The sequence below is a fragment of the Citrobacter sp. RHB21-C05 genome, from assembly GCF_013889015.1.
GTDB lineage: Bacteria > Pseudomonadota > Gammaproteobacteria > Enterobacterales > Enterobacteriaceae > Citrobacter_A > Citrobacter_A sedlakii.
Genome location: NZ_CP057611.1, coordinates 2894984 through 2919050 on the forward strand (window position 1 = coordinate 2894984; position 24067 = coordinate 2919050).

Genomic DNA, 24067 nt, shown 5'->3' on the forward strand with positions numbered 1-24067 from the left:
GTGCGCCTGATGCCGGGCACGCAATGCGCCACCCGGCCTGTCTCAGACTGACGAAAGGTTACTTACCGCTTTTCACTTTGGTCCATGCGCGGGTACGCACGCGATCGATTTTCGGTTCCTGTACCTTCAGCGTGAACATTTTCGCGCGCACATCGGCGGGCGGATAAATTCCCGGGTTGTCACGCACTTCCGCGCTCACCAGCTTCGTCGCCTCTTTGTTGGCGTTGGCATAAAACACGTGATCGGAGATATGGGCAATGACGTCCGGGCGCAGCAGGTAGTTCAGGAACTGATAGGCTTCCTCTTTGTTTTTGGCGTCGGCGGGCATGGCGAAGACATCAAAGAAGGCCATTGCCCCCTCTTTCGGGATCGAGAAGGAGATATTGACGCCGTTCTTCGCCTCTTTCGCACGATTCGCCGCCTGCCAGACATCGCCTGCCCAGCCAATAGCCACGCAGGTATCGCCGTTCGCCAGATCGTTGATGTATTGCGAAGAGTGGAAATAGCGGATATTCGGGCGCAGTTTGAGCAGCAGATCGGTTGCCGGCCCCGTGTAGTCCTTCGCGTCGGTGCTGTTCGGATCTTTACCCAGATAGTTCAGCACGGTCGCAAACACCTCTTCCGGCGCATCGAGGAAAGAGACGCCGCAGCTTTTTAACTTTTCGAGGTTTTCCGGCTTAAGCACCAGATCCCAGCTGTCCACCGGAGCATCGGCGCCGAGCGCCGCTTTCACTTTTTCGACGTTATAGCCAATGCCGGTCGTCGCCCACATATATGGCATAGCGTATTTGTTTTCCGGATCGTGTTTGGCAACCAGCTTAAGCAGCTCAGGGTCGAGGTTTTTCCAGTCCGGCAGCTTGCTCTTATCCAGCGGCTGAAAAACGCCCGCCGTCAGCTGGCGCTCAAGGAAACTGGCGGACGGCACCACCAGGTCAAAGCCGGTGCTGCCTGCCATCAGTTTGCCTTCCAGCACTTCGTTGGAGTCAAACACGTCGTAGACCACTTTGATCCCGGTCTCTTTTTCAAAATTCGCTACCGTATCCGGCGCGATATAATCAGACCAGTTATAAATATGGAGCGTTTTTTGTTCCGCTGCGAGCGTGCCGGCAGAGACGGCCATCAGAGCGCCCGCAACCAGACCCGATAGCCATTTTTTATTTAAGGCGGTCATAATCTCTTTCCTTATGCAAGTTCGTTAACATACGAACCTAAAAATTTGCACTCAAAGCTATGCAAGAATCGTGCATACTTTGTCATCCGGCACACTCAGGAAAGAACGGACGCTCTCCTGGCCGTTATTGCTCGCTGTTACAGCGCATCGCAAGAATAACTTTAGCCAGGTTTTCAGGCCATAGCCCAGATTAAAAAACGCCTTTTATCAATTTTTTATGCAATTTATGTCTATGTGATAAAGCGAATTGGCGGGAAAGGAGGTGAATAATTCTTTAAAGAAAGGTTAAAAGCAGCATAAAAGCGGGTAATACGCAGCCGCACTGGCAGCGACTGCGCTCTGCACGTTATTCCCTGAAGGGATATCAATGCAGAAAATGGATTTCGCCGTTGCTTTTTTGCGCGTCCTCTTCGGCGGTGTAGAGCATCTGGTGCGCCCCCGCTTCAAGAATGACCATCGAAATCTGCTCCTCGCTCTGACGCACGAACCATTCAAACTGCTCATAGGTGATGCCGCGCATAACGGATAAAGACTGGCAAACCACCAGCTTTGGCAGATTATCGTCCTGCATATCGAGAAACGCTTTAACCGTGAGAGAGCTGGCGTTGATCGCCGACAAATCCGCCGCCAGCGGCAACAGCGCAGACGGTCTGACTTCCGCCATAGCGGAAAACAGCAACGTGTTATCAACCAGGTCTAATTTGGCGTCGTAAATGCCGTCGAAGTTTTGCATATGCGGTAAGTGCAGCGCCTGACAGGTATCACATTCAAAAAAGCTCATGCCCAGGTCGTCGAGCCATTGTCGCAACGTATCCAGATCGGGAACGACCAGTGATGTCATAATAATGTGCTACCTCTTACGAAAAAAAATACCGGCACAGCTTACGCAAAAAGCGCGCGTCACGCTACGATCATCAGCGATATTCAGATCAGCCACCCGTTTTCAGACAAAAACCCGGCGTCGCGTGGCGTTCGATCCACTGGATCATTCGTCCGGCGATATCGACACCGGTCGTTTTTTCAATGCCTTCCAGACCAGGCGACGCGTTGACCTCCATCACCAGCGGACCACGTTCAGCACGTAAAATATCCACCCCTGCGACATCAAGCCCCAGCGTTTGCGCCGCTTTTACCGCAATCTCACGCTCCCGGGGCGTAATGTTGGCGATGCAAGCCACTCCTCCACGATGCAGATTCGAGCGAAAATCGCCCTCCTTCGCCCGGCGTTCAATGGCGGCGACCACTTCGTCCCCCACTACCAGACAGCGAATATCGCGCCCTTTGGCCTCTTTAATATATTCCTGCACCAGAATGTGGGCGTTGAGTCCGCGAAAGGCGTCCACCACGCTTTCCGCCGCCTGGCGAGTTTCCGCCAGCACGACGCCGATCCCCTGGGTTCCTTCCACCAGCTTCACCACCAGCGGCGCGCCGCCGACCATATCGATGAGATCGCTGGTGTCATCCGGCGAGTGCGCAATTCCGGTAACCGGCAGGTCGATGCCCTGGCGCGCCAGCAGCTGCAACGAGCGCAGTTTGTCGCGCGCGCGGGTAATCGCCACGGACTCATTGAGCGGATAGCTCCCGAGCATTTCAAACTGCCGCAGCGCCGCGGTGCCGTAAAAGGTGATCGCAGAACCTATACGCGGGATAACGGCGTCATAATGGGGAAGCCGACGCCCTTTGTAATGAACAGACGACGACGCCGGGTTGATGTTCATATAACAGGAAAGCGGGTCGAGAATATCAACCAGATGACCGCGCTTCATTGCCGCTTCACGCAGGCGTTTACACGAATAGAGCGTTCCGTCCCGGGACAATATGGCAATCTTCACCCTGCACCTCTCTGAATAACCCGTTCAACGTCCCGCGTATCATACACAGCGGCAACATTTTTAGCGCGTAGCCCACCCCTGTTTATGCAAATATTCCAGAATGAACGGACGGTTTTCTTTGATCAGGGTGCGACGAATATGATCGCTCCAGGTATCGCGGCGGTTATTACTGCCACGGGTGAGATAATATTGCGCCAGCTGTTCGTCATAGTCGGCGAGCGCCGCGTGATCCAGCGGCTGGTAGGCATTTTCATGCACCACGATGGCGGCAGGCAGACGGGGTTTGAGATCCGGATTGTCGGCAGGCCAGCCGAGACACAGGCCAAACAGCGGCAGAACGTGTTTTGGCAAATTCAGCAGTTCAGTCACCGCCTCAATATTATTGCGCAGACCGCCGATATACACGCCGCCCAGTCCCAGTGATTCTGCTGCGGTCAGCGCATTTTGCGCCATCATGGCCGTATCGACGACGCCGAGCAGCAGTTGCTCCGCCAGGCCCAATTGGGCGTCGGGGCAAATTTGCAGGTGACGGTTGAAATCGGCGCAGAAAACCCAGAATTCCGCGGCCTGGGCTACGTGCTGTTGTCCACCGGTTAACGGCACCAGCGCCTCACGCAAAGCAGCATCGGTGATGCGAATAATCGATGTGCACTGCAAAAAGCTGGAACTGGACGTGGCCTGTGCGCTCGCCAGGATCGCCTCTCGCTGTTCGGGGGTTATCGCCTGGTCGGTGTAATGACGAATTGAACGATGGTGACGAAGCAGATCAATAGTTGGAGTCATGACGTTTTTCTCTGTCTGAGCGGAAAGAATCAGTGTAGACGGCACAGTGTAAAGCGTTCAGCTTTCATCTGCTTAACAGATATAGCTTAAAGATATTAGAGTAAAAGGCGCAACCTACTGTTCAAGCTGAACGAATCACGGCATCATAACCGCCATTCGCCGTCAGGCTCAGAGTTGAAGGAGAAACATATGTTTACCGTAATTTTTGGTCGCCCGGGTTGCCCATACTGCGTACGTGCGAAAGAGTTGGCAGAAAAACTGAGCAACGAGCGCGAAGATTTTAACTATCGCTACATCGACATTCACGCCGAAGGCATCACCAAAGCGGATCTGGAAAAAACGGTCGGTAAACCGGTGGAAACCGTACCGCAGATTTTCGTCGATCAGAAACACATCGGCGGCTGCACTGATTTCGAAGCCTGGGCAAAAGAGAATCTGAACCTGTTCGCCTGACAGGTTTGCCCGCGCGGATCCATGTCAAACGCCCTCATCCGAGGGCGTTACTGTTTTTTACGCTGACGCGGCCTGAACAGGCTGCTGATGAATAAGAAGCATAAGGCGCCCAGCGCGCACCAGAACACGGCGCTGAATAACCACGCCAACTCCTGCCAAAGCGAACGGGTGGGGGTAAAAAAGAGGCGCATAAGCACCAGACAACAAGGCGCTGCAAGCATCGCACCGAGCAGAGGTTTGATTACCTCCCGACGATGAGAGCAAAAACTGGCAACAGCACCTGGTAGCGTAAAAAACAACAGCCCAATTTCAGGATGCCCGGCTGCCCGAAATGCCCCCTTCATGTTCATCGTCAAAAACACGCAGACGACCACAAAGAGCACAAAACAGCAGACCGCGCCTGCCCAACCTTGTTTATGTTTCAATCGTTTCTCCTGACACTGTCTCTATCGAACACACTTTTCGCCAGTGGCGTCCAGTCAGATAAAGCCGATCAGCAATCCATGCCAAATTACGCCCATACGATTCTTATAGCCGTTGATACGTAATGAGATTAAACTAGCCAAATATATTGTTGTGCTGCTTATATTTGGGCGACGAATATGACACTGCCGCCCTTATTAGATAGCAAAAACAGTAGCGTAAATTATCATTTCTTTCAACAGCTTACTGGTAAACAAGAAGTTAGCCTCCGTGAATATAAACGTCGCCGATTTGTTAAATGGGAATTACATCCTGTTATTATTTGTCGTACTGGCGCTTGGCCTGTGTCTCGGTAAATTGCGCCTGGGTTCCGTCCAACTGGGTAATTCCATTGGCGTTTTAGTGGTCTCTCTATTATTAGGGCAGCAGCATTTCAGCATTAACACCGATGCCCTGAACCTGGGTTTCATGCTGTTTATTTTCTGCGTCGGCGTTGAGGCGGGGCCTAACTTTTTTTCCATTTTTTTTCGCGACGGGAAAAACTACCTGATGCTGGCCCTGGTGATGGTCGGCAGCGCGCTGCTGATCGCCTTAGGGCTGGGTAAGCTGTTTGGCTGGGATATCGGCCTGACGGCGGGTATGCTGGCTGGCTCAATGACCTCCACCCCCGTGCTGGTCGGCGCGGGCGATACGTTGCGGCATTTCGGCATGGAGAGCGCAGAGCTGTCCCGCGCGCTCGATAACCTCAGTCTGGGTTATGCGTTGACCTACCTTATCGGTCTGGTCAGTCTGATCGTCGGCGCGCGCTACCTGCCTAAACTCCAGCATCAGGATCTGCAAACCAGCGCCCAGCAGATCGCCCGCGAGCGGGGACTGGATACCGATACCAACCGCAAAGTCTACCTGCCGGTTATTCGCGCTTACCGCGTCGGCCCCGAACTGGTGGCGTGGACGGACGGGAAAAACCTGCGCGAGCTAGGCATTTATCGCCAGACCGGTTGTTATATCGAGCGTATTCGCCGTAACGGCATACTCGCCAACCCGGACGGTGACGCGGTCCTGCAAATGGGCGATGAAATCGCGCTGGTGGGCTATCCGGATGCGCACGCCCGGCTCGATCCGAGCTTTCGTAATGGGAAAGAAGTTTTTGACCGCGATCTGCTCGACATGCGTATTGTCACCGAAGAAATTGTCGTGAAAAACCACAATGCCGTCGGTCGTCGCCTCGCTCAGTTGAAGCTCACCGACCATGGTTGCTTCCTTAACCGCGTGATCCGTTCGCAAATTGAAATGCCGATTGACGACAACGTGGTGCTTAACAAAGGCGATGTTTTGCAGGTTAGCGGCGATGCCCGTCGCGTAAAAACGATTGCCGATCGCATTGGCTTTATCTCCATCCATAGTCAGGTAACCGATCTGCTCGCCTTCTGCGCCTTTTTTATTATTGGTCTGATGATCGGCATGATCACCTTCCAGTTCAGTAATTTTAGCTTTGGCATCGGTAACGCGGCCGGTCTGCTGTTCGCCGGGATCATGCTTGGCTTTCTTCGCGCCAACCATCCCACGTTCGGCTATATCCCACAGGGCGCGCTGAATATGGTGAAAGAGTTCGGTCTGATGGTCTTCATGGCCGGCGTGGGCCTGAGCGCGGGTAGCGGTATCGGCAACGGTCTGGGAGCGATTGGCGGTCAGATGCTGGTAGCCGGGCTTATCGTCAGCCTGGTCCCGGTCATCATTTGCTTCCTGTTTGGCGCCTATGTCCTGCGCATGAACCGCGCGCTACTGTTTGGCGCGATGATGGGCGCACGTACCTGCGCGCCAGCAATGGAAATCATCAGCGATACCGCACGCAGTAACATTCCGGCGCTGGGCTACGCGGGCACCTATGCTATCGCGAACGTACTGCTCACACTGGCGGGGACGCTTATCATCATTATCTGGCCTGGCTTAGGATAAAACTGAAGTTACGCCTTAAGTGAAAATTTTTTGCAAATGCGCAGAACTTTTCTTAAAGGCGTCAGTCATAACTAGTGCCACTGCTTTTCTTTGATGTCCCCAATTTGTGGAGCCCATCAACCCCGCCGTTTCGGTTCAAGGTTGATGGGTTTTTTGTTGCCTGGAATTTACCACCCATTAAATCAATCACTTATACTCACCCTTTCCCAGGCATGGCGACAAAGTGGCGACACAACTAAAGTCCCTCCTTCCCACAACGAAAACCATTGTCTAAAAATCGTATTGATTTAAAATCCCTTTTTCTTATCAGGATCGCTAAGACAAAGATCATGCCCTATCTTCAAATTGCCCTTTTCTTATTAACCGAAAATTTAACCAACCTCACTCGTTACTGGGAGCGTGAATTATTACGGTCAAAATACAAATGCTCATGGATACGATTTGCAAAAGAGTATCGTAAAGCCAAGAGAAAAAGTCATCAAAACACTATGTTCTGGTTTTGGTGGCGTCTTGCCAATGAGATGCACATGAGTAAGAAACATCATTTCAAACTAGCGGCAAGACGGTTACACCTCCGGTTAGTATCCGCTTTTAATGTGGATGTCATGCCTGGAGCAAAGATCGGTTTCAACCCAAGAATCCACCACTTTTCCAATGTTGTAATATCCAAATTTTCAGACATTGGAGATAATTTATCTATAAAACAAGGGGTTACTATAGGAATCAAAAATTTGGACGCGCATGATTACGTTCTGAAAATTGGGCACAACGTCGATATAGGCGCCAACTCATGTATTATTTCAAACCAGATCATTATTGGTAATAATGTCACCATTGGCGCACAGTCGCTGGTTCTTCACAACATCCCCAGCGACACTATTTATAAAAACAAGATCACGCCAGTGTATACATCCAAACTACCGCAGCCGGAATATCAGGAAAAGCCGCCATTTGTCACTGGCAGTGCGACAAAAGAAGTGTCCCAATCCGCAGAAGTAGTGCTGTAATTTCGCTGAATAAAGTTCAGTTGTGAAGATTTCATATATCTACGCCCAGCCCGCGCCAGATCTTACTCGCGGGCTTATCTCTATAATGTCTGGCTTACCTCCTTGCGATCCACAAACACCGCCTAGAATGTATTTTTCCCTTTACTATCTGTAGGTTGTGAAATCACAGCCCGTTCCTCCATAGATCTTTTTCATTGAAAAGATTGAAATTGTTTTCACTCTTTTCAGTTTCAATTCTCCGCAAAGCCGCCAGCAGTGGCACGGTCTGGCGGTCTGTTTTGTAGAAAAATAAAAATGAAAAAAATTTTATGATCCCAAAACCGCAGGCGGGTGCGGTGTAGGGCCGTCAATGCTTCGCTCTGCATTTGGTCTTTTTGAAGTGTCTCGATTAGTGTCTAAGAATTGCAATGCGTACAGTGTTTGTTTTATGTCGTCTGTTAACAGGCACAAAAACCCGCATAAAATGCGGGTTAGCGGGATACTCTTTTTATATCGACTAATTTGAGTCTATGGTTATCGGCAGGCTTTCCGACCAACATAGTATGCAATTGAACGGTCAATTATAGGTGCCATATTTGGATCTGGTGCTGAGACATTCATTTGCTCGATAGTGTCACCGCTTCCAAGATACTTGACCGTCAAGGCCGTACAGTCGTATAAGCGCTTAGAATAAGACACTCCAAATGGTCCCTCTCTCTTGGTTGTTATCGTAGCCATATCACCGGTACGAGTCTTCTCCAAAACCGTATAGCTAGCCTTCGTATCTGTTGGCACAGTAAAAACTTCAGCGGCTAATACATTGAATGAAACTGCTGCGCCTACAGCTAAAATAAACAAATTTTTCATATCCCTTTTCCTATCCTTTGAGTCAGCAATAATCCTATCGCAACAATAACAAGGAACTGAGGAAACGACAAAACCCGCATTATGAGCGGGCTGATGAGATAGTCAGGCGATTATGCTCTGGTATTTATTGCGGGTTTGTCAGGCCTTCGCTGCCGTCTGGTTAAATGCGCCGGGATTGGTTGGCGTCCCAACGGAGGGATGCGAATGGTTCGCGCATTGCTGCGCCAGCTCTGCCTGTAAATCATTAGTATCCAGCATCATGGTCAGGACGTTGATACTCTCGCACCCAATATGGACAGTTGCCCCCATGATCTGCTGACCGCAGCCAGGATACCGGCCATGCGGAGGCGTTCTGAGCTATCACCACGCCCTGCACAACGCCCCCTTAACTATGAAAACAAACCTAAATCCCACAGGGGTGTAAAGAGAGAGGCAGCATGAGTAAAAAGAAACGCTTTATTAAGCGCGACCTGCGCGGCGACAAATTTAAAAAAATGAGCATTTTCACATTCGGCAAACCTGAACCGGTTCTGGCTACCGACACAGATAACCGTGATATCTGGTACGACAATGCTGCCGCTCCCTTCACCCAGCCGATTGACCGAATGGCATTCTCGCAACTGATTAAGCGGAACGGTAAGCACGACGTCATCCTTCACGCCCGTAAAAACATGATTGTTTCAGACTATCAGGGAGGCGGGCTTATTCACGACCAGCTGCAGCGTTTGATTATATAACGTTTGGGGATATTGCGATTGCCAAAATTCGTAACGGCTGGTGCGACGTGATCGCACCTGAACCCTTGCCAGGTCTGTATATTCTCCGCCGTAAAGTCAGAGACAACGCGCTGGATAAGCCTGGTGATTACATAGTGTTACAGGAAGGGGAACCGCAGGTAAGGCCAGAAGAAGATATTATCTTTATCAAAATGTATGACCCGCAACAGCATATATACGGACTGCTGGACTACATCGGCGGTGTGCATTCCGCGTTACTTAACAGTGAAGCGGACATTTTCCGATGCCGCTATTACCACAACGGTGCGCACACAGGCGGTATTCTGTATATCCGCGATCCCAGCATGGCGGATGAAATGGAAGAAGAAATAGAACAGCAGTTGCGCGACAGTGAAGGGATCGGTAACTTCTCCACCATACTGGTAAATATTCCAGGTGGAGACGGCGACGCCATCAAATTCATTGAAATGGGCGATATTTCCGTAAAGGATGAATTTGCCAGCACCAAGAACATCAGCGCCCAGGACATTCTCAACGCACACCGTTTCCCTGCCGGCCTCGCCGGTATTGTCCCGCAGAACACTGCCGGACTTGGGGATATTGAAAAGGCTGAACGCATTTACAAGAAAAGCGAAATTGCCCCCATCCAGCGCCATCTCATGCTGGCCGTTAACCACGATCCTGAAATACCGGAAAAGCTACACCTTAACTTTGATTTAAGTTACACAGATTCAACGGATACGAGTGCGGCATAAGGCGAAACAGGATAAAATCCGGGCATAATTTAACAGCTGGAGCATGGAATATGCGTGTTCTGAAAATCGAATGCCTGGGATGCGGCTCAAAGGCTGTTATTCGTAAAACAAACAGGAAGCACCGGCAGATTGCTGATATTTACTGTGCCTGTTCAGATGTCGAATGGGCCACACGTTTGTTATGAGTCTGACATTCTCCCACACTTTTAGCCCCAGCGCTAAAACGGGTGACGTTATGGTGCAAAAAGTACTGAATGCACTTTCACCCGATCAGCGCTAGTTGGCATTAGACCTCCTGAAAGCGACTCCCGCCGCTTGATTTTTTATTCGGCCAATAGCCAGTTAAATAGATATATTACTTAATATCACATCACTGGCTTTGACGTTCTCATTTATTAACCTCTCGGCGGCAGCTATCCGCGAACCTTTTAGCAAAGCTAGAATACCTAAAGAAAATACTTCAAAAAAAAGTAGCAGAGATAAACATATAATTTTAAAAATTGATATATTTTCTAACTGGGTGAACAATTGAGGGTTATAAACAAAAACATAAAGAGGAACACATATAGCTGTCATCATAAATATGAAATACGAAATAAAGCACCCCCATTTCATGGATGTTCTAAAAACGTTATTCTTATACCAATTCGATTTCCATTCAAATAATGCAAGTCCTTTTTCTTGCACAGAAATATACTGCTTACTTTTATTATATAGCTGTAAAGACCTTACTGGATCAGACACTGCCAATATCCGTCTTCTTTGTTGTGATGTTAGAGACATATCCCCAATAAATGCAGCAACACCAAACTCAAAACCCAGCCGTTTGAAATCTTCGCAGCCACTTTTACTCAGCACTTCATATGCAAATGTACTTCTTTTAGAATAATTATTAAAAGTACGATTAAATTCAAAATCACGCCATTTCAAAAAACCGATTAAACACAGCACAGCTGCAAAAGCCACTGATAATACTTGCAAAAAATTCAATGCTTCCATTTTTAATTTTCTCCAGCGTGTTTTTTCAGTACAAATTTAACGTATCTGAAACAGCACGACAAGACCTTAAAAGAGGAGGGATGATACCCATCTACTTGATAATTCATAAAAATCCACTTTTATGAAATGATGGATTCAAGCAAATCCATCTCCGCAGCATTTGCCAGACTATTAAAAGCGGCTGTTGCTGCCGTAAGATCGACAATATTTGACGAACCGTCTACATAATAACCGTCCCCGGTGCGCTCCACGGTTTCGAATCGAACTTTATAAAACGGATCTTCCCATTCACTTTCATCGTTTTTCTCTTCCGAATAGTAATTTAATTCAACGACGGCAAGCGCGTCGCCACGCGCGCCCAGAACGTTCAATTCCTGGCGTAAATCCAGATAAGCAATCCGCATGTTCAGCGTCCTTAAAATGAGAAATGAAGTCAGGCTAAACAATAATTCATTTTGTCACCCGGCTATACGCTTCACCATTAGCAGGATCTCCTCCCGCGACAGGGGCGTGCGGTCGGTCACGAAGTGCAGCGTCATCCCTTCAATAAACGCGTCCAGCGCGCGGGCAGTGCCGGGGGGAAACCATTGTTCCAGCGTACGCTGGCTGCGCTGCATCCAGTTTTGCATCACCGTTTTTAATGCCGGTTTACGGCTGGCGAAGGCGTAAAGCTGGTACATCAACGCCATGTTTTCCGGCGTGGTGACCTGCGAACTGTGGATCATCCCGGTAATAGCCAGACAGGCGCCCTGCGCGTCGCTCACGTCGGCAAAGAAGGCCTGATACTGCTCAGACATGGTATCGGTAAACTGACTCAATGCCTCGGTGAGCAGCTCATCGATACCCGAAAAATAGTAGGTTAACGATCCCAGCGGAACACCGGCAATCGCCGCGATTTTGCGATGCGTGACGGCGTGAATGCCGTGCTCTTTTACCGCCTCAAGCGTGGCCGTAATAATTTTCTCTCGCCGCTGTGGGTCATTAGCACGTCGCACATTTTTTCCTCAGAACGGGTTTATGTACAAATGTACACTTTATTGCTAATGTTGTCTCCTGTCCTTCATTAACGATGTGAACTTAATGACTGCCCTTTCCTCACGTAAAGCCCTACAACGCCGAACCTGGGCGCTGTTTATGTTCTTCTTTTTGCCCGGCCTGCTGATGGCTTCCTGGGCGACGCGTACGCCAGCGATTCGCGACACGCTCTCCGTCTCAACGGCGGAAATGGGCGCCGTCCTGTTTGGTTTGTCCATTGGCTCAATGAGCGGCATCCTTTGTTCGGCCTGGCTGGTGAAACGATTTGGCACCCGCAACGTGATCCGCACCACTATGTCCTGCGCGGTGTTAGGGATGTTAGTGCTGTGTCTCGCGTTAGGGTTCGCCTCGCCGCTGCTGTTTGCGCTGGGATTAGGCGTGTTCGGCGCCAGTTTTGGATCGGCGGAAGTGGCGATTAACATCGAAGGCGCGGCGGTTGAACGTGAGATGAATAAGACCGTGTTGCCAATGATGCACGGGTTTTACAGCCTTGGAACGCTGGCTGGCGCAGGCGTGGGGATGTTTTTAACCGCTTTTGGCGTGGCGGCCACCACGCACATATTACTGGCCTCTCTGGTGGCCATCGCCCCGATTTTTATTGCTATTCGGGCAATTCCTGACGGCACGGGCAAAAACGCCAGCGACGGTTCAACGCCTCAGGCAAAAGGTGTTCCCTTCTGGCGTGATATGCAACTGCTGCTTATCGGCGTCGTGGTGCTGGCAATGGCCTTTGCCGAAGGTTCCGCGAATGACTGGCTACCGCTGCTGATGGTTGACGGCCACGGCTTCAGTCCGACGTCCGGCTCGTTGATTTACGCTGGCTTTACCCTCGGTATGACCGTCGGACGCTTTGCCGGCGGCTGGTTTATCGATCGCTACAGTCGCGTGGCGGTTGTTCGTGCCAGCGCGCTGATGGGCGCGCTCGGCATCGGGCTGATCATTTTTGTCGACAGCGCCTGGGTGGCGGGCGTTTCGGTCATATTGTGGGGACTCGGCGCATCGCTGGGCTTCCCGTTGACCATCTCTGCCGCCAGCGATACGGGTCCGGACGCGCCAACCCGCGTCAGCGTTGTGGCAACGACGGGTTATCTGGCGTTCCTGGTTGGTCCGCCGCTGTTAGGCTATCTCGGTGAGCACTACGGACTGCGCAGCGCCATGCTGGTGGTGCTGGCGCTGGTGCTACTGGCGGCAATCGTGGCGAGAGCGGTCGCCAAACCGGAATCAACAACGCAAACTGCGACGGAGAAGGGATAAATGGCTATTAAGTTAATTGCTGTGGATATGGATGGCACCTTTCTGAGCGATCGGAAAACCTATAACCGCGAACGCTTTCTGAGGCAGTACGCGCAGATGAAAGCACGAGGGATTCGTTTCGTGGTCGCCAGCGGCAACCAGTATTACCAGCTTATCTCTTTCTTTCCAGAGATAGCCAATGAGATTGCCTTCGTCGCGGAAAATGGCGGCTGGGTGGTCAGTGAAGGTGAAGATGTTTTTAATGGCGAACTGCCGAAAGCGGCGTTTAGCGCCATCGTTGATCATCTGCTGACCCGGCGCGATGTCGACATTATCGCCTGCGGAAAAAGCAGCGCCTATACCCTGAAAACCTATAGCGATGCGATGAAAACGATGGCAGGTATGTACTATCACCGACTCGAATTCGTTGACAGCTTCGACAATATTAACGATGTGTTTTTCAAATTCGGCCTGAATATTTCAGATGACAAAATCCCGCAGGTCCAGCGCGCGCTGCATGAGGCTATCGGCGATATTATGGTGCCGGTCCACACCGGCTACGGCAGTATCGATTTGATCATCCCGGGCGTACACAAAGCCAACGGTTTGCGGTTGCTACAGCAGCGCTGGGGCATTGACGACAGCGAAGTGGTGGCCTTCGGCGATGGCGGTAATGATATTGAAATGCTGCGCCAGGCAGGCTTTAGCTTTGCGATGGAACATGCGGGGAAAGGGGTGGCCGCCGCGGCGAAATACCGCGCGGGTTCGAATAACGAGGAAGGTGTGCTGGATATTATTGATAAGGTGTTAAACAACGAAGCGCCGTTTCATTAAGATCTGATGAAAGCCTGATGGCAACGCTTTGCGTCTTACAGCCTGTCAATTTTTGCTCTCCAGGCCAGCGCAACGCCATCAGGCATCATGGCGTTATCCTTCCCGGGTGTTCCCGACCTGTTTATCTTTCAGGAAGATCACCATCAGCAGCAGCCACAGAATACCGTTAGTGAGGTTAAACAGGCTGAACAATCCGTTTCCACCGCTCAGATAAGCATATTTGCTGACCTCTATGCCGAGGGTAAAAATGAGCATTTGCAACATCCCCATCGCCGCGGAAACAGTGCCCTTGCTCATGTCGCTGGCAAACAGGGTCAAACGTACCAGCCCGGCATTCGCCAGACCAATACCAAACGCATAGACGCTCAGCCCGGCGGTCATCCACAGATAAGCATGGGATGAAACCACCGTTGCCGCCGCGGCAAGAATCAGCCCCAGCACAATCGGCCAGCCGCCTATGATAATCAGCGAACGCACCGTGCGGCGGGAAGTCAGACGCGCCAGCACCAGATTTCCGGCAATCAGAGCGCCGAAAATCGGCACCTGCAGCAGGCCATATTGATAACTGCTGAGCTGTTCACCGCTGATAATGATAATCGGCGACTGCGCAATCCAGGCCAGCAGCGGCAAACTGACAAATCCGAGCGCCAGCGCGCCAGCGACAAAGCGCCCGTTCTTCATGACCTGCTGGTAATCACGTCCGAGCGCCTTTAACGAAAGCGGCTCGCCGATGCGCGTCGCCGTTTCAGGCATCGCCCGTTGCAGTCCAAAAAACGCCATCGCCGCCAGTACGGCAAACAGCACAAACATCCCTTCCCACGGCAGAACGTGCACCCAGGCCGCGCCAACCAGCGGACCTAATAGCGGCGCGATCAGCGCGACGTTGGCCATTAACGCGGTGATCTTGATACACACCGCTTCCTCAAACGACTCCTGTATCGCCGCATAACCTACCGCACCAATGAAACATAAACTGATGCCCTGCAAAAAACGCAGCAGGGTGAACTGTTCGATCGTTTGCGCCAGCAGCGTGGCGAGACAGGTAACAATAAACCATACCACGCCAGCTAACATGACCGGCCGACGGCCAATACGGTCCGACAGCGGCCCTAACAACCACTGCAGAAACATGCCGCCCGCCAGGTAGGCGGTCATGGATGTCGGTACCCAGTCAATCCCTGCCTGATACTGCGCCACCACCGCCAGCATGCCGGGTTGGATCATATCGTTACCGATATAGGTTGAGAATTCGTAGAGCACCAGACAGAGGGGGAAAAGCAGCGCCTGACGTCCAAGCCGGGCACCTTGTTGTAAACGGTTTTGCATGCAATCTCATCGCCAGTTAAAAATCGCGCAAAGTGTAATGAAACTGCGCCACCGGAGATAGTGAATTATGCGCAGCGAAAGTAAATTGCGCACATTTTTACCGTCTCATCTCTACCGCCACCGTTGGTTTAAGGTCAGTCTACGTTAGCGGCTTTATCATGAGCGATTAACAGGCGTTAATGTCTTAAAAACACCTCATTTAACAGGTGAATAGGACAATGCCGCTTTACCCGTGGGATCGCCAAATTTATTCTCGTTCCTGCACAGATTATTACGTCAACGCACTGAGTCTGGAAGTTATGCTGGAAAATATAAACTATTCGTTGTTCTCGTTAATTAACGCTACGCCGGACTCGACGTCCTGGATGATTTCCCTCGCTATCTTTATCGCAAAAGATCTGATCGGTATCGTGCCCCTCGCCGCCGTAGCGCTCTGGCTTTGGGGGCCGCGCGGCCAGGTTTGCGCCCAGCGCCGACTGATTGTCAAAATGACGCTGGCGCTGGCGGTAAGCCTGTTGGTCTCCTGGCTGATGGGGCACCTGTTCCCCCACGAGCGCCCGTTTGCGGAAGGCGTGGGCTACCACTATCTTCCCCATGCGGCGGACGACTCTTATCCAAGCGATCACGGAACGGTCATTTTTACCTTTGCGCTGGCGTTTCTTTTCTGGCATCGCCTGTGGTCCGGCATCATCCTGATGGCGCTGGCGCTCACCATCGCATGGTCCCGCATTTATCTTGGCGTTCACTGGCCGCTTGATATGCTCGGCGGACTGCTGGCGGGGATGATTGGCTGTCTGAACGCGCAGATGATCTGGCAAAAATACGGCGCGGCTCTGTATCGCGGGCTGCAAAATGCCTATCGGTTCTGCTTTGCCCTGCCCATTCGCAAAGGCTGGGTGCGTGACTAAACCGGGGGAAAAAGAGTAATATTAAGCACTCTGCTATCAGCAGCGTGCTTATTTATTCGTCCAGGGGAATTATGGAAACTCGTCGCGATGAGCGTATTGGTCAACTGCTGCAGGCACTGAAACGCAGCGATAAACTTCATCTCAAGGAAGCCGCGACCCTGCTGGGCGTTTCTGAAATGACAATTCGTCGCGACCTGAATAGCCGTAGCGCGCCGGTCGTGCTGCTGGGCGGCTATATTGTGCTGGAGCCCCGCAGCGCCAGCCATTACCTGTTAAGCGATCAAAAGTCTCGCCTGGTCGAAGAAAAGCGGCGTGCGGCGCACCTGGCGGCAGAACTGGTTCAGCCTCATCAAACGCTGTTTTTTGACTGCGGCACCACCACGCCGTGGATCATCGAAGCGATCGATAACGACACACCGTTCACTGCGGTCTGTTATTCACTGAATACCTTTCTCGCACTGCAGGAAAAACCGCTGTGCCGCGCCATTCTTTGCGGCGGTGAATTTCATGCCAGCAACGCCATTTTCAAGCCGCTTGACGCGCAGGAAACGTTGAACAATATCTGTCCGGACATTGCCTTTTATTCCGCCGCAGGGGTACATATCAGCAAAGGCGCGACCTGTTTTAACCTGGAAGAATTACCGGTCAAGCACTGGGCGATGTCGATGGCGCAGCGTCATGTCCTGGTGGTGGATCACAGTAAATTCGGCAAAGTGCGCCCGGCGCGAATGGGCGATCTGAAACGCTTTGACGCAATAGTCAGCGACCGCTGTCCCGACGATGAATTTATCCACTTCGCCAAAGCGCAGCGGATAAAGGTGATGTACTAAATCAGGCCGGAGACGGCGTTTCTCCGGCCTTCTGGCGTTTTAAGAGAACCAACTGCCAAACCACTGGTGGAACTTCATCATCACGAAATCCCACATCCGGCTAAAGAAGCCGCCCTCTTCGACGTTTTCCATGACCATCAACGGACGTTGTTCAATGGATTTCCCGTTAAGCTGGAAGTCGATGGTGCCGACAACCTGACCTTTTTTCAGTGGCGCGGTGAGCTGCGGTTCATTCAGGGTAAAACTGGCCTTCAGGTTTTTCAGCTGTCCGCGCGGGATGGTCACCGATCCGGCTTCACCAGCGCCCAGGTTGACTTCACTCTTGTCGCCAAACCAGACGCGCTGGGTGACGAAAGTGGCGTCTGGTTTGATCGGCGTCACGGTCTCAAAGAAGCGGAAGCCCCAGGTCAACAGTTTTTCCGATTCGTTAAAGCGGATGCGATCGGTTTTGGTCCCCAACACCACAGAGATCAGGCGCATATCGCCCTGGGTTGCCGATGCCACCAGGTTATACCCCGCGCCCGCCGTGGTACCTGTTTTCATACCATCAACGTTGAGGCTGGAACTCCACAGCAGACGGTTACGGTTAGGCTGGCGGATGTTATTAAAGGTAAACTCTTTTTCTTTATGGATGGCGTACTCTTCCGGCACATCGTGGATCAACGCTTTGCCAAGCAGCGCCATGTCGCGCGCGGTACTGAACTGGCCCGGCGCATCCAGCCCGTGAACTGTCTGGAACGTGGTGTTGGTCAGCCCCAATTTTTTCGCATAAGCATTCATCAGACCGATAAACGATTCCTGGCTGCCGGCGACATAGTCCGCCAGGGCAATACAGGCGTCGTTGCCGGACTGGATGATCACCCCTTTATTCAGGTCAGATACCGCCACCTGATCGCCAGGCTTAAGAAACATGACCGACGAGCCGCGCAGCGCCGGGTTGCCGGTCGCCCATGCGTCTTTACCAATGGTCACCATATCGGTCAACTTAATTTTGCCCGCTTTCAGCGCCTGCCCGACAACGTAGCTGGTCATGATTTTCGTCAGGCTCGCCGGGTCCAGCTTCTCGTCAGCGTTACCTTCCGCCAGCACTTTACCACTGGCGTAATCCATTAAAATCCACGCGCGCGCATCCACGGCAGGCGCGGCAATGGTCTGTTCCGCCGCCATTGCGGTTGGCGCGAAAAGGAATAACAGGGCTGAACCCGCTGCGATATTACGGAGGGAAGAAGATAAATACGTCATAAATGCCACCCGAGTATCCATTCAAAAAAATATACGTCATACCACCGTATAATAAGTGCGGTGAGTAATAACGCACTAAGAAGCGTAAGGGAACCGTAAGTTGGTAAAGTTTTTAAAGTTTATGCAATAACGCCCCGTCACGCTGCAACCGGGGCGTTTTTTTTGCAGACTGTTGCGTAAATGTTAGGTTTATCTCACCATGGAAGACGAACGCAGCCCGGAGGCTGTCCATTTTGTGAGGGGTAATTATGATTACGCTGTGGGGTCGCAATAACTCAACCAACGTCAAGAAAGTGTTATGGACGCTCGAAGAACTGGAATTACCGTTTAGCCATATCCTGGCGGGAGGCCAGTTTGGTGTGAATCAGGATCCCGATTATCTGGCGATGAATCCGAACGGGCTGGTGCCTCTGTTGCGTGACGATGAAACGGATCTTGTGCTTTGGGAATCCAACGCAATCGTGCGTTATCTGGCGGCGCAGTATGGACAGAAACGCCTGTGGGTCGATGCGCCTGCGCGCCGCGCTGAGGGTGAAAAATGGATGGACTGGGCGAACCAGACGCTCAGCCCGGCGCATCGCGTGGTGCTGATGGGTCTGGTGCGTACCCCACCGGAGCAGCGCGACCAGGCCGTAATTGATGCCGGCGCCAAACGCTGTGATGAGCTGTTTGCGATTCTTGATGCAGAACTGGCGAATCACACCTGGTTTTCGGGAAATGCGTTCGGCCTGGGCGACATCGCCATCGCGCCGTTCGTCTATAACCTGTTTAACGTCGGCCTGACCTGGACCCAGCGCCCGCACCTCGAACGCTGGTATCAGCAGCTTGCCGAACGCCCGGCGTTTCGTAAAACGGTGATGATCCCGGTGAGTTAATGCGCACAATCAGGCCGGTTAAGATTCTTTTCGCCCCGGCCCTTTTCCGGTACGCAGGCTACTGCCGCGTACCTGAAGTTTACCCACCAGCCTGCAGTGCGTCGCGTTATCATCGCCCTGACATAAATATTCCACCGCCATTTTCCCTAGCTCGTTATAGGCCAGCTGAACGCTGGTAAGCTGCGGGGTGAGCTGATGCGAAATGCGCTGATCGTCATAACCGCACACCAGTATATCGTCGGGGATCTTCACGCCCATCGCCGCCAGCGCCTGATAGCAGCCCAGCGTCATCCAGTCGCTGGCGCAAAAAATGGCCTCAGGCGGCTGAGGCAACTGCATCAACGCCTGGGTGGCGTGATAGGTTGCGTTCAGCGACCAGTCTGTCTGGCGAACAAGCTGTTCTTCCAGTGCAATGCCCGCGGCCCCGAGGGTCTGCTGGTAACCTTCCAGACGTAACCGACTGGCGTCCATCCATTCGTCGCCCATGATATGCGCGATACGCGTCACGCCCTGATCGAGCAAATGCTGTGTCACCTGACAGGCGTTAGCCTTATCATCCGGCAAGAAGGTAGGCAACAGAGGACGCGTCGGATCGTACTGATTCAGCAGGACCACAGGCATCTGAACGGCATGTCTGAACGGGGAAAAGTCAAAGACCCGGGTAACCGGACTGGCAAAAATAACGCCCGCGCAGTGGCGCTGGGCAAGTTGTTGCAAAATATGCCGCGCCAGTTCAACGTCATCACCGTAATCATAGACGGTAAGCAGCATGTCATGCTGCCAGGCGGTGCTGCTGGCCTCGCTTAACGCGTCGACAAAGGGGTCGTAGCCCGGCATCCCGCTGACCAGCAGGGCGATTTCCTCCTGCCCTTCCTGGCGATGCGCTACCGTCAGTTTTTGATAACCCAACAGCCGCGCGGCCTGAAACACGCGCTCGCGCGTGGCCTCGCTTAAGCGAATGCTGCGGCTGTTATTCAGAACCAGCGACACGGTAGCCTGTGATACCCCCGCTTCGCGGGCAATATCACTCATGGTTATTTTATTCTTCTTTTGCATATCAACTCCTTCTGCCTCGCCAGACTATACCACACTCTCCCCGGCGTTAATTTGTGAACGCCTTTGCAGATTCCTCGCGCCGTGATTGCATCTGAAATAAAGTTAATAAAAATTAGCTAATAATATTAGCAAGGAGAAAAACGATGCAACAACAATGGACTATTCGCCAGGCGCAGGCATGGTTTGCGCAGCACGGCTGGGCCTGCGGATTCAACTATCTTCCACGGACCGCCGTTAACTGGAACGAAATGTGGCAGGCTGAGACCTTTGATTTACCGGTAATTGAACAGGAGCTGGCGTGGGCGGAACGATACGGTTACAACGCACTGCGTACTAATCTGCCGTATGTGGTCTGGCAGCATGACCGGGACGGGTTGATGGCGCGTATTGACGCTTTTCTCAACGTTGCCGCGCGCCACAATATGCAGGTGATGTTGACGCTGTTGGACGACTGTGGTTTTTCCGGCGACGAGCCGTGGTATGGACCGCAAAAAGCGCCCACTCCCGGCGTACATAACAGCCAGGCCGCCGCCAGCCCGGGCCGGGAGATAGTGATGTCTGCTGACCCGTGGCCACAGGTGGAAGCCTATGTTTGCGATATCATTACCCGTTTCGCCAACGACGGGCGCATCGCCATCTGGGACCTGTACAACGAACCGGGCAACCGTGGCGTGTTCGTCTCCCCCACCGACTATGCGGAAGTGGATGTGGAACTGGAAGAACACGCCCTGCGACTGCTGCGCAAGGTTTTTAGCTGGGCGCGGAGCGCCAGCCCCTCACAGCCGCTGACCGCTGCCGCCTGGCACGTTGAGCATGATGTCTGGGGCACCCTTGAACATCCCATTGACGTTGCCGCAATAGCGCTGTCGGATATCATCAGCTATCACGCCTACGCGCCCGCGGCAACCCAGGCATCGCTTCTGCATACCCTTTCCCGCTACGGCCGTCCGGTGCTTTGCACCGAATGGCTTTCCCGCCACACCCAGTGTGTCTTCAGCGAGCAATTGCCGCTGTTCAGCGCCTTCGATACCGGCTGCTATCACTGGGGGCTGGTGCAGGGCAAAACGCAAACCTGGATCCCCTGGCCTGGGGTCAATAAATGCCATCCTGACCCGCAGTCGCTCTGGTTTCACGATGTGCTGAAACCGGACGGCACGCCATGGCGCGAAGAGGAAATGCGCCTGGTGAAACAACTTACTGATTCTCGTCGGCAGCAGCGCAATAGCCGGACATAAATCAACATGGAGAACGTTTACGATGAGAAAATCACTGCTATTTCTGCTGGTTTGCTGCGGTCTGAGCGCCGCCGCCAGCGCCTGGTCCGCTAAACCGGTAGAGATTCGCTTTGCCTGGTGGGGCGGGAAAGTACGTAATCAGGCCACGTTGAAAGCGCTGGACGCATTCGAGGCCAGGTATCCCGGTATTAAGGTGAAAGCGGAATATACCGGTTGGGACGGTTACTATTCGCGTTTCACCACGCAAATGAACAGCGGCACGGAAGCCGACGTTATGCAAACCAACTGGAACTGGCTGACCCTGCTGTCGAAAAACGGCGAGGGTTTTTACGATCTCCGCCAGCTCAGCGGGCCGGTTGGGCTGGACCAGTATTCTCCCGCCTCGCTGGCGACCACCACCGTCAAGGGCAAAATTAACGCGATTCCCGTCTCGGCAAACGTCATGCTGTTTTATTACAACGCGGCGACATGGAAAAAAGCGGGCGTGGCGTTTCCTGAAACCTGGGATGAACTGCTGAAGGCCGGACCGGTTTTCAAACAGAAGCTCGGCGATAACTATTATCCGTTGATCCTTTCAGAACAGGACGGGTTGCTGCTGTTGCGTTCCTGGCTGTATCAAAAATACCAAAAGCCCATGGTTGATGAGCAACGGCGCAAAATCGCCTGGAGTCATGCGGAGCTGGTGGAAGCCTTTAACTTCTATAAGCAACTGACCGACCAGCACGTCATCCCGGATGCCAAAGAGCTGGCGGCCTACGGTAAAGGGGTCTATTACGAAATGAAGCCGTGGATCAACGGTGAATGGGCCGGTATTTATAACTGGAATGTGCTGTATCCAGCGGAATCACAGAATCTCCCCAATCCGTCCGATCTGGTAATGGGGCCATATCCGATGCGTGAAGGCGCAAAAGATGCCGGGCAATTTAATAAAACCGCGCTCATGTTCTCTATTAGTAAACACAGCAAACACCCTCAGGAAGCGGCAATGCTGATCGATTTTCTGATGAGTCAGCCCGAGGGTGTGCTGGCGACCGGGCTGGAACGTGGCGTTCCGCTGAGTGCGGCAGGCGAGAAAATTCTGCGCGACGCAGGCGTATTAAAAGACGACGATCCGGTGGTCACCGGACTCCAGCAGTCCGCGGCGCTACCGAACCACTCGCCGGTTATGCCGTGGCTGGAAGATCCGCAAATTATCGCTCTCTTTACCGCCGCACGGGAAAACATCGACCATGGAAAAGCAACGATCGATGAAGCGGCCAGCGAATTTGAACAGCAGGCTAACCGCGTACTCAGGCGGATTATGCGCTAACTACGCGGGCTAACTTTCCACAGCTCGCCGTCGGACTCGTCGGTCAGAACATACAGATAACCGTCGGGTCCGACGCGCACGTCGCGGATGCGCTGACCCCGTTCACCCAGAATGCGTCCCTCTTCGCTGACCTTATCCCCGTCGACGTTCATGACGATTACATCTTCATCCTTCAGCGCGCCGATAAACACCTTTTGCTTCCACTGCGGGAACGTGTTGCTGTTGTAAAACGCCATGCCGCTGACTGCCGGGGAATGCTTCCAGTAAAAAATCGGCTGCTCGGTGCCTTCCACCGTTTCCCCTTTTGCTTCCGGGATCTTAAAGCCACTGTAGTTGATCCCCCATGTAGCCAGCGGCCAGCCGTAATTTTTGCCTTTCTCTGGGATATTGATCTCATCACCGCCACGCGGGCCGTGCTCATTCAGCCACAGTACCTGACTCCACGGATTCATCGCCATCCCCTGTGGGTTGCGGATCCCGTAAGACCAGATTTCTGGACGCGCCCCCGCCTGGTTGACAAACGGGTTATCAGACGGTACTTCACCCTGCTCAGTAAGACGCACCACTTTGCCCTGAAGTTTGTCGAGATCCTGCGCCGTGGGTCGCTGATTGTTTTCGCCAAGACCAATATACAGGTATCCCTTACCGTCAAACACCAGACGGCCGCCGAAATGATTACCGGTGGACAGTTTGGGCATCTGGCGGAATACGGTCTGGAAGTTCTCCAGCCGCGAAAGATCGTCGCTGAGCCGCCCGAAGCCGACCGCCGTGCCTGCTTTACCCTCCGCGTCGGCTTCCGCATAGCTGAGCCAGACACGCCGCGTTTCGGCAAAGTCCGGCGCCAGCACCACGTCCAGCAGACCGCCCTGACCGTTCGCCCAGACCTTAGGGACGCCCGCCAGCGGGTCGGAAAGCCCTTTTCCCGCCTGCCAGTGACGTAGCTGACCCCCCTTCAGGGTGATCAGCATACCGGTATCCTCCGGCAGGAACGCCAGCGCCCACGGGTGGTCCAGTTTGGTTTGCAATACCTCAACGTTGACCGCGGGGGTTTCGGCCTGCGCTAACGCTGAAAATAACAGTGCGGGGATAAACGGGATAAGCGATAGACGCATAACGCCTCCTTGATGACTCTGGATTAAAGCGTAGTCAGCAAGGAACATAACGCGGCGATTTTTACAAAAACTTAATATGAAGGGGGAGCATCCTCCCCCTTATTACAGAC

The 24067-nt window shown here is 52.7% G+C and carries 23 protein-coding genes and 3 pseudogenes; 12 read left to right on the forward strand and 14 right to left on the reverse strand.

The features are described 5' to 3' along the window. Window positions 1–58: 58 nt before the first annotated feature. The 4 genes from potF to nfsA all read right to left on the reverse strand — a co-directional run bounded on the left by potF (window position 59) and on the right by nfsA (window position 3786). Window positions 59–1171, reverse strand: a complete 1113-nt coding sequence (gene potF / locus HVX72_RS13935) for a spermidine/putrescine ABC transporter substrate-binding protein PotF (protein ID WP_042284956.1) — start codon at window positions 1169–1171, stop codon at window positions 59–61. A gap of 364 nt (window positions 1172–1535) precedes the next feature. Then, window positions 1536–2012, reverse strand: a complete 477-nt coding sequence (locus tag HVX72_RS13940) for a YbjN domain-containing protein (RefSeq protein WP_042284958.1) — start codon at window positions 2010–2012, stop codon at window positions 1536–1538. Between the two features lie 88 nt (window positions 2013–2100). After that, complete coding sequence (gene rimK, locus HVX72_RS13945; RefSeq protein ID WP_181821653.1) at window positions 2101–3003, reverse strand: 30S ribosomal protein S6--L-glutamate ligase; 903 nt, start codon at window positions 3001–3003, stop codon at window positions 2101–2103. A 60-nt stretch (window positions 3004–3063) separates the two neighbouring features. Next, entirely contained in the window at window positions 3064–3786 is a 723-nt protein-coding gene (gene nfsA, locus HVX72_RS13950) for a nitroreductase NfsA (protein ID WP_042284964.1), read from the reverse strand. Window positions 3787–3975: 189 nt separating this feature from the next. On the opposite strand from nfsA, the gene HVX72_RS13955 reads away from it, so the two are divergent. Further along, a complete protein-coding gene (locus HVX72_RS13955; protein ID WP_042284966.1) occupies window positions 3976–4239 on the forward strand; it encodes a GrxA family glutaredoxin in 264 nt (87 codons plus the stop codon). Between the two features lie 47 nt (window positions 4240–4286). Here HVX72_RS13955 and HVX72_RS13960 read toward each other — a convergent pair whose 3' ends face one another. Next, window positions 4287–4664, reverse strand: a complete 378-nt coding sequence (locus tag HVX72_RS13960; protein ID WP_042284968.1) for an inner membrane protein YbjM — start codon at window positions 4662–4664, stop codon at window positions 4287–4289. A gap of 268 nt (window positions 4665–4932) precedes the next feature. Between HVX72_RS13960 and HVX72_RS13965 the strand changes: the two genes are divergently transcribed. Beyond that, complete coding sequence (locus HVX72_RS13965) at window positions 4933–6618, forward strand: aspartate:alanine antiporter (protein ID WP_042284971.1); 1686 nt, start codon at window positions 4933–4935, stop codon at window positions 6616–6618. Window positions 6619–6884: 266 nt separating this feature from the next. Next, complete coding sequence (locus HVX72_RS13970; protein ID WP_181821655.1) at window positions 6885–7625, forward strand: serine acetyltransferase; 741 nt, start codon at window positions 6885–6887, stop codon at window positions 7623–7625. Window positions 7626–8138: 513 nt separating this feature from the next. Here HVX72_RS13970 and HVX72_RS13975 read toward each other — a convergent pair. Beyond that, complete coding sequence (locus HVX72_RS13975) at window positions 8139–8471, reverse strand: hypothetical protein (protein WP_181821657.1); 333 nt, start codon at window positions 8469–8471, stop codon at window positions 8139–8141. Between the two features lie 138 nt (window positions 8472–8609). Then, window positions 8610–8792: pseudogene (locus HVX72_RS13980) on the reverse strand (phage tail sheath family protein); the annotation flags it as partial. A 116-nt stretch (window positions 8793–8908) separates the two neighbouring features. On the opposite strand from HVX72_RS13980, the pseudogene HVX72_RS13985 reads away from it, so the two are divergent. Together HVX72_RS13985 and HVX72_RS13990 are read left to right on the forward strand one after the other, a co-directional pair. Further along, a pseudogene (locus HVX72_RS13985) lies at window positions 8909–9963 on the forward strand (phage portal protein). 50 nt (window positions 9964–10013) lie between these two features. After that, a pseudogene (locus tag HVX72_RS13990) lies at window positions 10014–10243 on the forward strand (ogr/Delta-like zinc finger family protein). A gap of 62 nt (window positions 10244–10305) precedes the next feature. Here the strand turns inward: HVX72_RS13990 and HVX72_RS13995 are convergent. From HVX72_RS13995 to HVX72_RS14005, 3 genes are all read right to left on the reverse strand, one after another. Next, on the reverse strand, window positions 10306–10962 hold the full coding sequence (locus tag HVX72_RS13995) for a hypothetical protein (RefSeq protein WP_181821659.1): 657 nt from the start codon (window positions 10960–10962) through the stop codon (window positions 10306–10308). A 119-nt stretch (window positions 10963–11081) separates the two neighbouring features. Next, window positions 11082–11366 (reverse strand): hypothetical protein, encoded by a 285-nt coding sequence (locus HVX72_RS14000; protein ID WP_181821661.1) that lies wholly within the window; start codon window positions 11364–11366, stop codon window positions 11082–11084. Window positions 11367–11420: 54 nt separating this feature from the next. Next, window positions 11421–11957 (reverse strand): TetR/AcrR family transcriptional regulator, encoded by a 537-nt coding sequence (locus HVX72_RS14005; RefSeq protein WP_181821663.1) that lies wholly within the window; start codon window positions 11955–11957, stop codon window positions 11421–11423. Window positions 11958–12042: 85 nt separating this feature from the next. Between HVX72_RS14005 and HVX72_RS14010 the strand changes: the two genes are divergently transcribed. Beyond that, window positions 12043–13251 (forward strand): MFS transporter, encoded by a 1209-nt coding sequence (locus tag HVX72_RS14010; protein ID WP_060569885.1) that lies wholly within the window; start codon window positions 12043–12045, stop codon window positions 13249–13251. After that, the gene (locus HVX72_RS14015; protein WP_042284982.1) at window positions 13252–14064 is read left to right on the forward strand and encodes a Cof-type HAD-IIB family hydrolase; all 813 of its coding nucleotides are present in this window, start codon (window positions 13252–13254) and stop codon (window positions 14062–14064) included. Between the two features lie 93 nt (window positions 14065–14157). Here HVX72_RS14015 and HVX72_RS14020 read toward each other — a convergent pair whose 3' ends face one another. After that, a complete protein-coding gene (locus HVX72_RS14020) occupies window positions 14158–15390 on the reverse strand; it encodes an MFS transporter (protein ID WP_181821665.1) in 1233 nt (410 codons plus the stop codon). 299 nt (window positions 15391–15689) lie between these two features. Here HVX72_RS14020 and ybjG point away from each other — a divergent pair, with 299 nt between their 5' ends. Together ybjG and deoR are read left to right on the forward strand one after the other, a co-directional pair. After that, a complete protein-coding gene (gene ybjG / locus HVX72_RS14025) occupies window positions 15690–16298 on the forward strand; it encodes an undecaprenyl-diphosphate phosphatase (protein ID WP_181821667.1) in 609 nt (202 codons plus the stop codon). Window positions 16299–16369: 71 nt separating this feature from the next. Then, window positions 16370–17128 carry a DNA-binding transcriptional repressor DeoR gene (gene deoR, locus HVX72_RS14030; RefSeq protein ID WP_042284989.1) on the forward strand — a complete coding sequence of 253 codons (759 nt, stop codon included), beginning with the start codon at window positions 16370–16372 and terminating at the stop codon, window positions 17126–17128. 39 nt (window positions 17129–17167) lie between these two features. Here deoR and dacC read toward each other — a convergent pair whose 3' ends face one another. After that, a complete protein-coding gene (gene dacC, locus HVX72_RS14035; RefSeq protein ID WP_060569946.1) occupies window positions 17168–18370 on the reverse strand; it encodes a serine-type D-Ala-D-Ala carboxypeptidase in 1203 nt (400 codons plus the stop codon). A 248-nt stretch (window positions 18371–18618) separates the two neighbouring features. Between dacC and HVX72_RS14040 the strand changes: the two genes are divergently transcribed. Beyond that, window positions 18619–19245 carry a glutathione S-transferase family protein gene (locus tag HVX72_RS14040; RefSeq protein WP_181821668.1) on the forward strand — a complete coding sequence of 209 codons (627 nt, stop codon included), beginning with the start codon at window positions 18619–18621 and terminating at the stop codon, window positions 19243–19245. Between the two features lie 18 nt (window positions 19246–19263). Here HVX72_RS14040 and HVX72_RS14045 read toward each other — a convergent pair whose 3' ends face one another. Continuing rightward, a complete protein-coding gene (locus HVX72_RS14045; protein WP_181821670.1) occupies window positions 19264–20301 on the reverse strand; it encodes a LacI family DNA-binding transcriptional regulator in 1038 nt (345 codons plus the stop codon). Between the two features lie 143 nt (window positions 20302–20444). Here HVX72_RS14045 and HVX72_RS14050 point away from each other — a divergent pair, with 143 nt between their 5' ends. Both HVX72_RS14050 and HVX72_RS14055 read left to right on the forward strand, forming a co-directional pair. After that, window positions 20445–21536: a cellulase family glycosylhydrolase gene (locus HVX72_RS14050; RefSeq protein ID WP_042284995.1), complete on the forward strand. Its 1092-nt coding sequence runs from the start codon at window positions 20445–20447 to the stop codon at window positions 21534–21536. Between the two features lie 22 nt (window positions 21537–21558). Next, the gene (locus HVX72_RS14055; RefSeq protein WP_181821672.1) at window positions 21559–22845 is read left to right on the forward strand and encodes an ABC transporter substrate-binding protein; all 1287 of its coding nucleotides are present in this window, start codon (window positions 21559–21561) and stop codon (window positions 22843–22845) included. Here the strand turns inward: HVX72_RS14055 and HVX72_RS14060 are convergent. After that, window positions 22842–23957 (reverse strand): PQQ-dependent sugar dehydrogenase, encoded by a 1116-nt coding sequence (locus tag HVX72_RS14060; protein WP_181821674.1) that lies wholly within the window; start codon window positions 23955–23957, stop codon window positions 22842–22844. The two genes, HVX72_RS14055 and HVX72_RS14060, sit on opposite strands and share 4 nt — an antisense overlap. Between the last annotated feature and the right edge of the window lie 110 nt (window positions 23958–24067).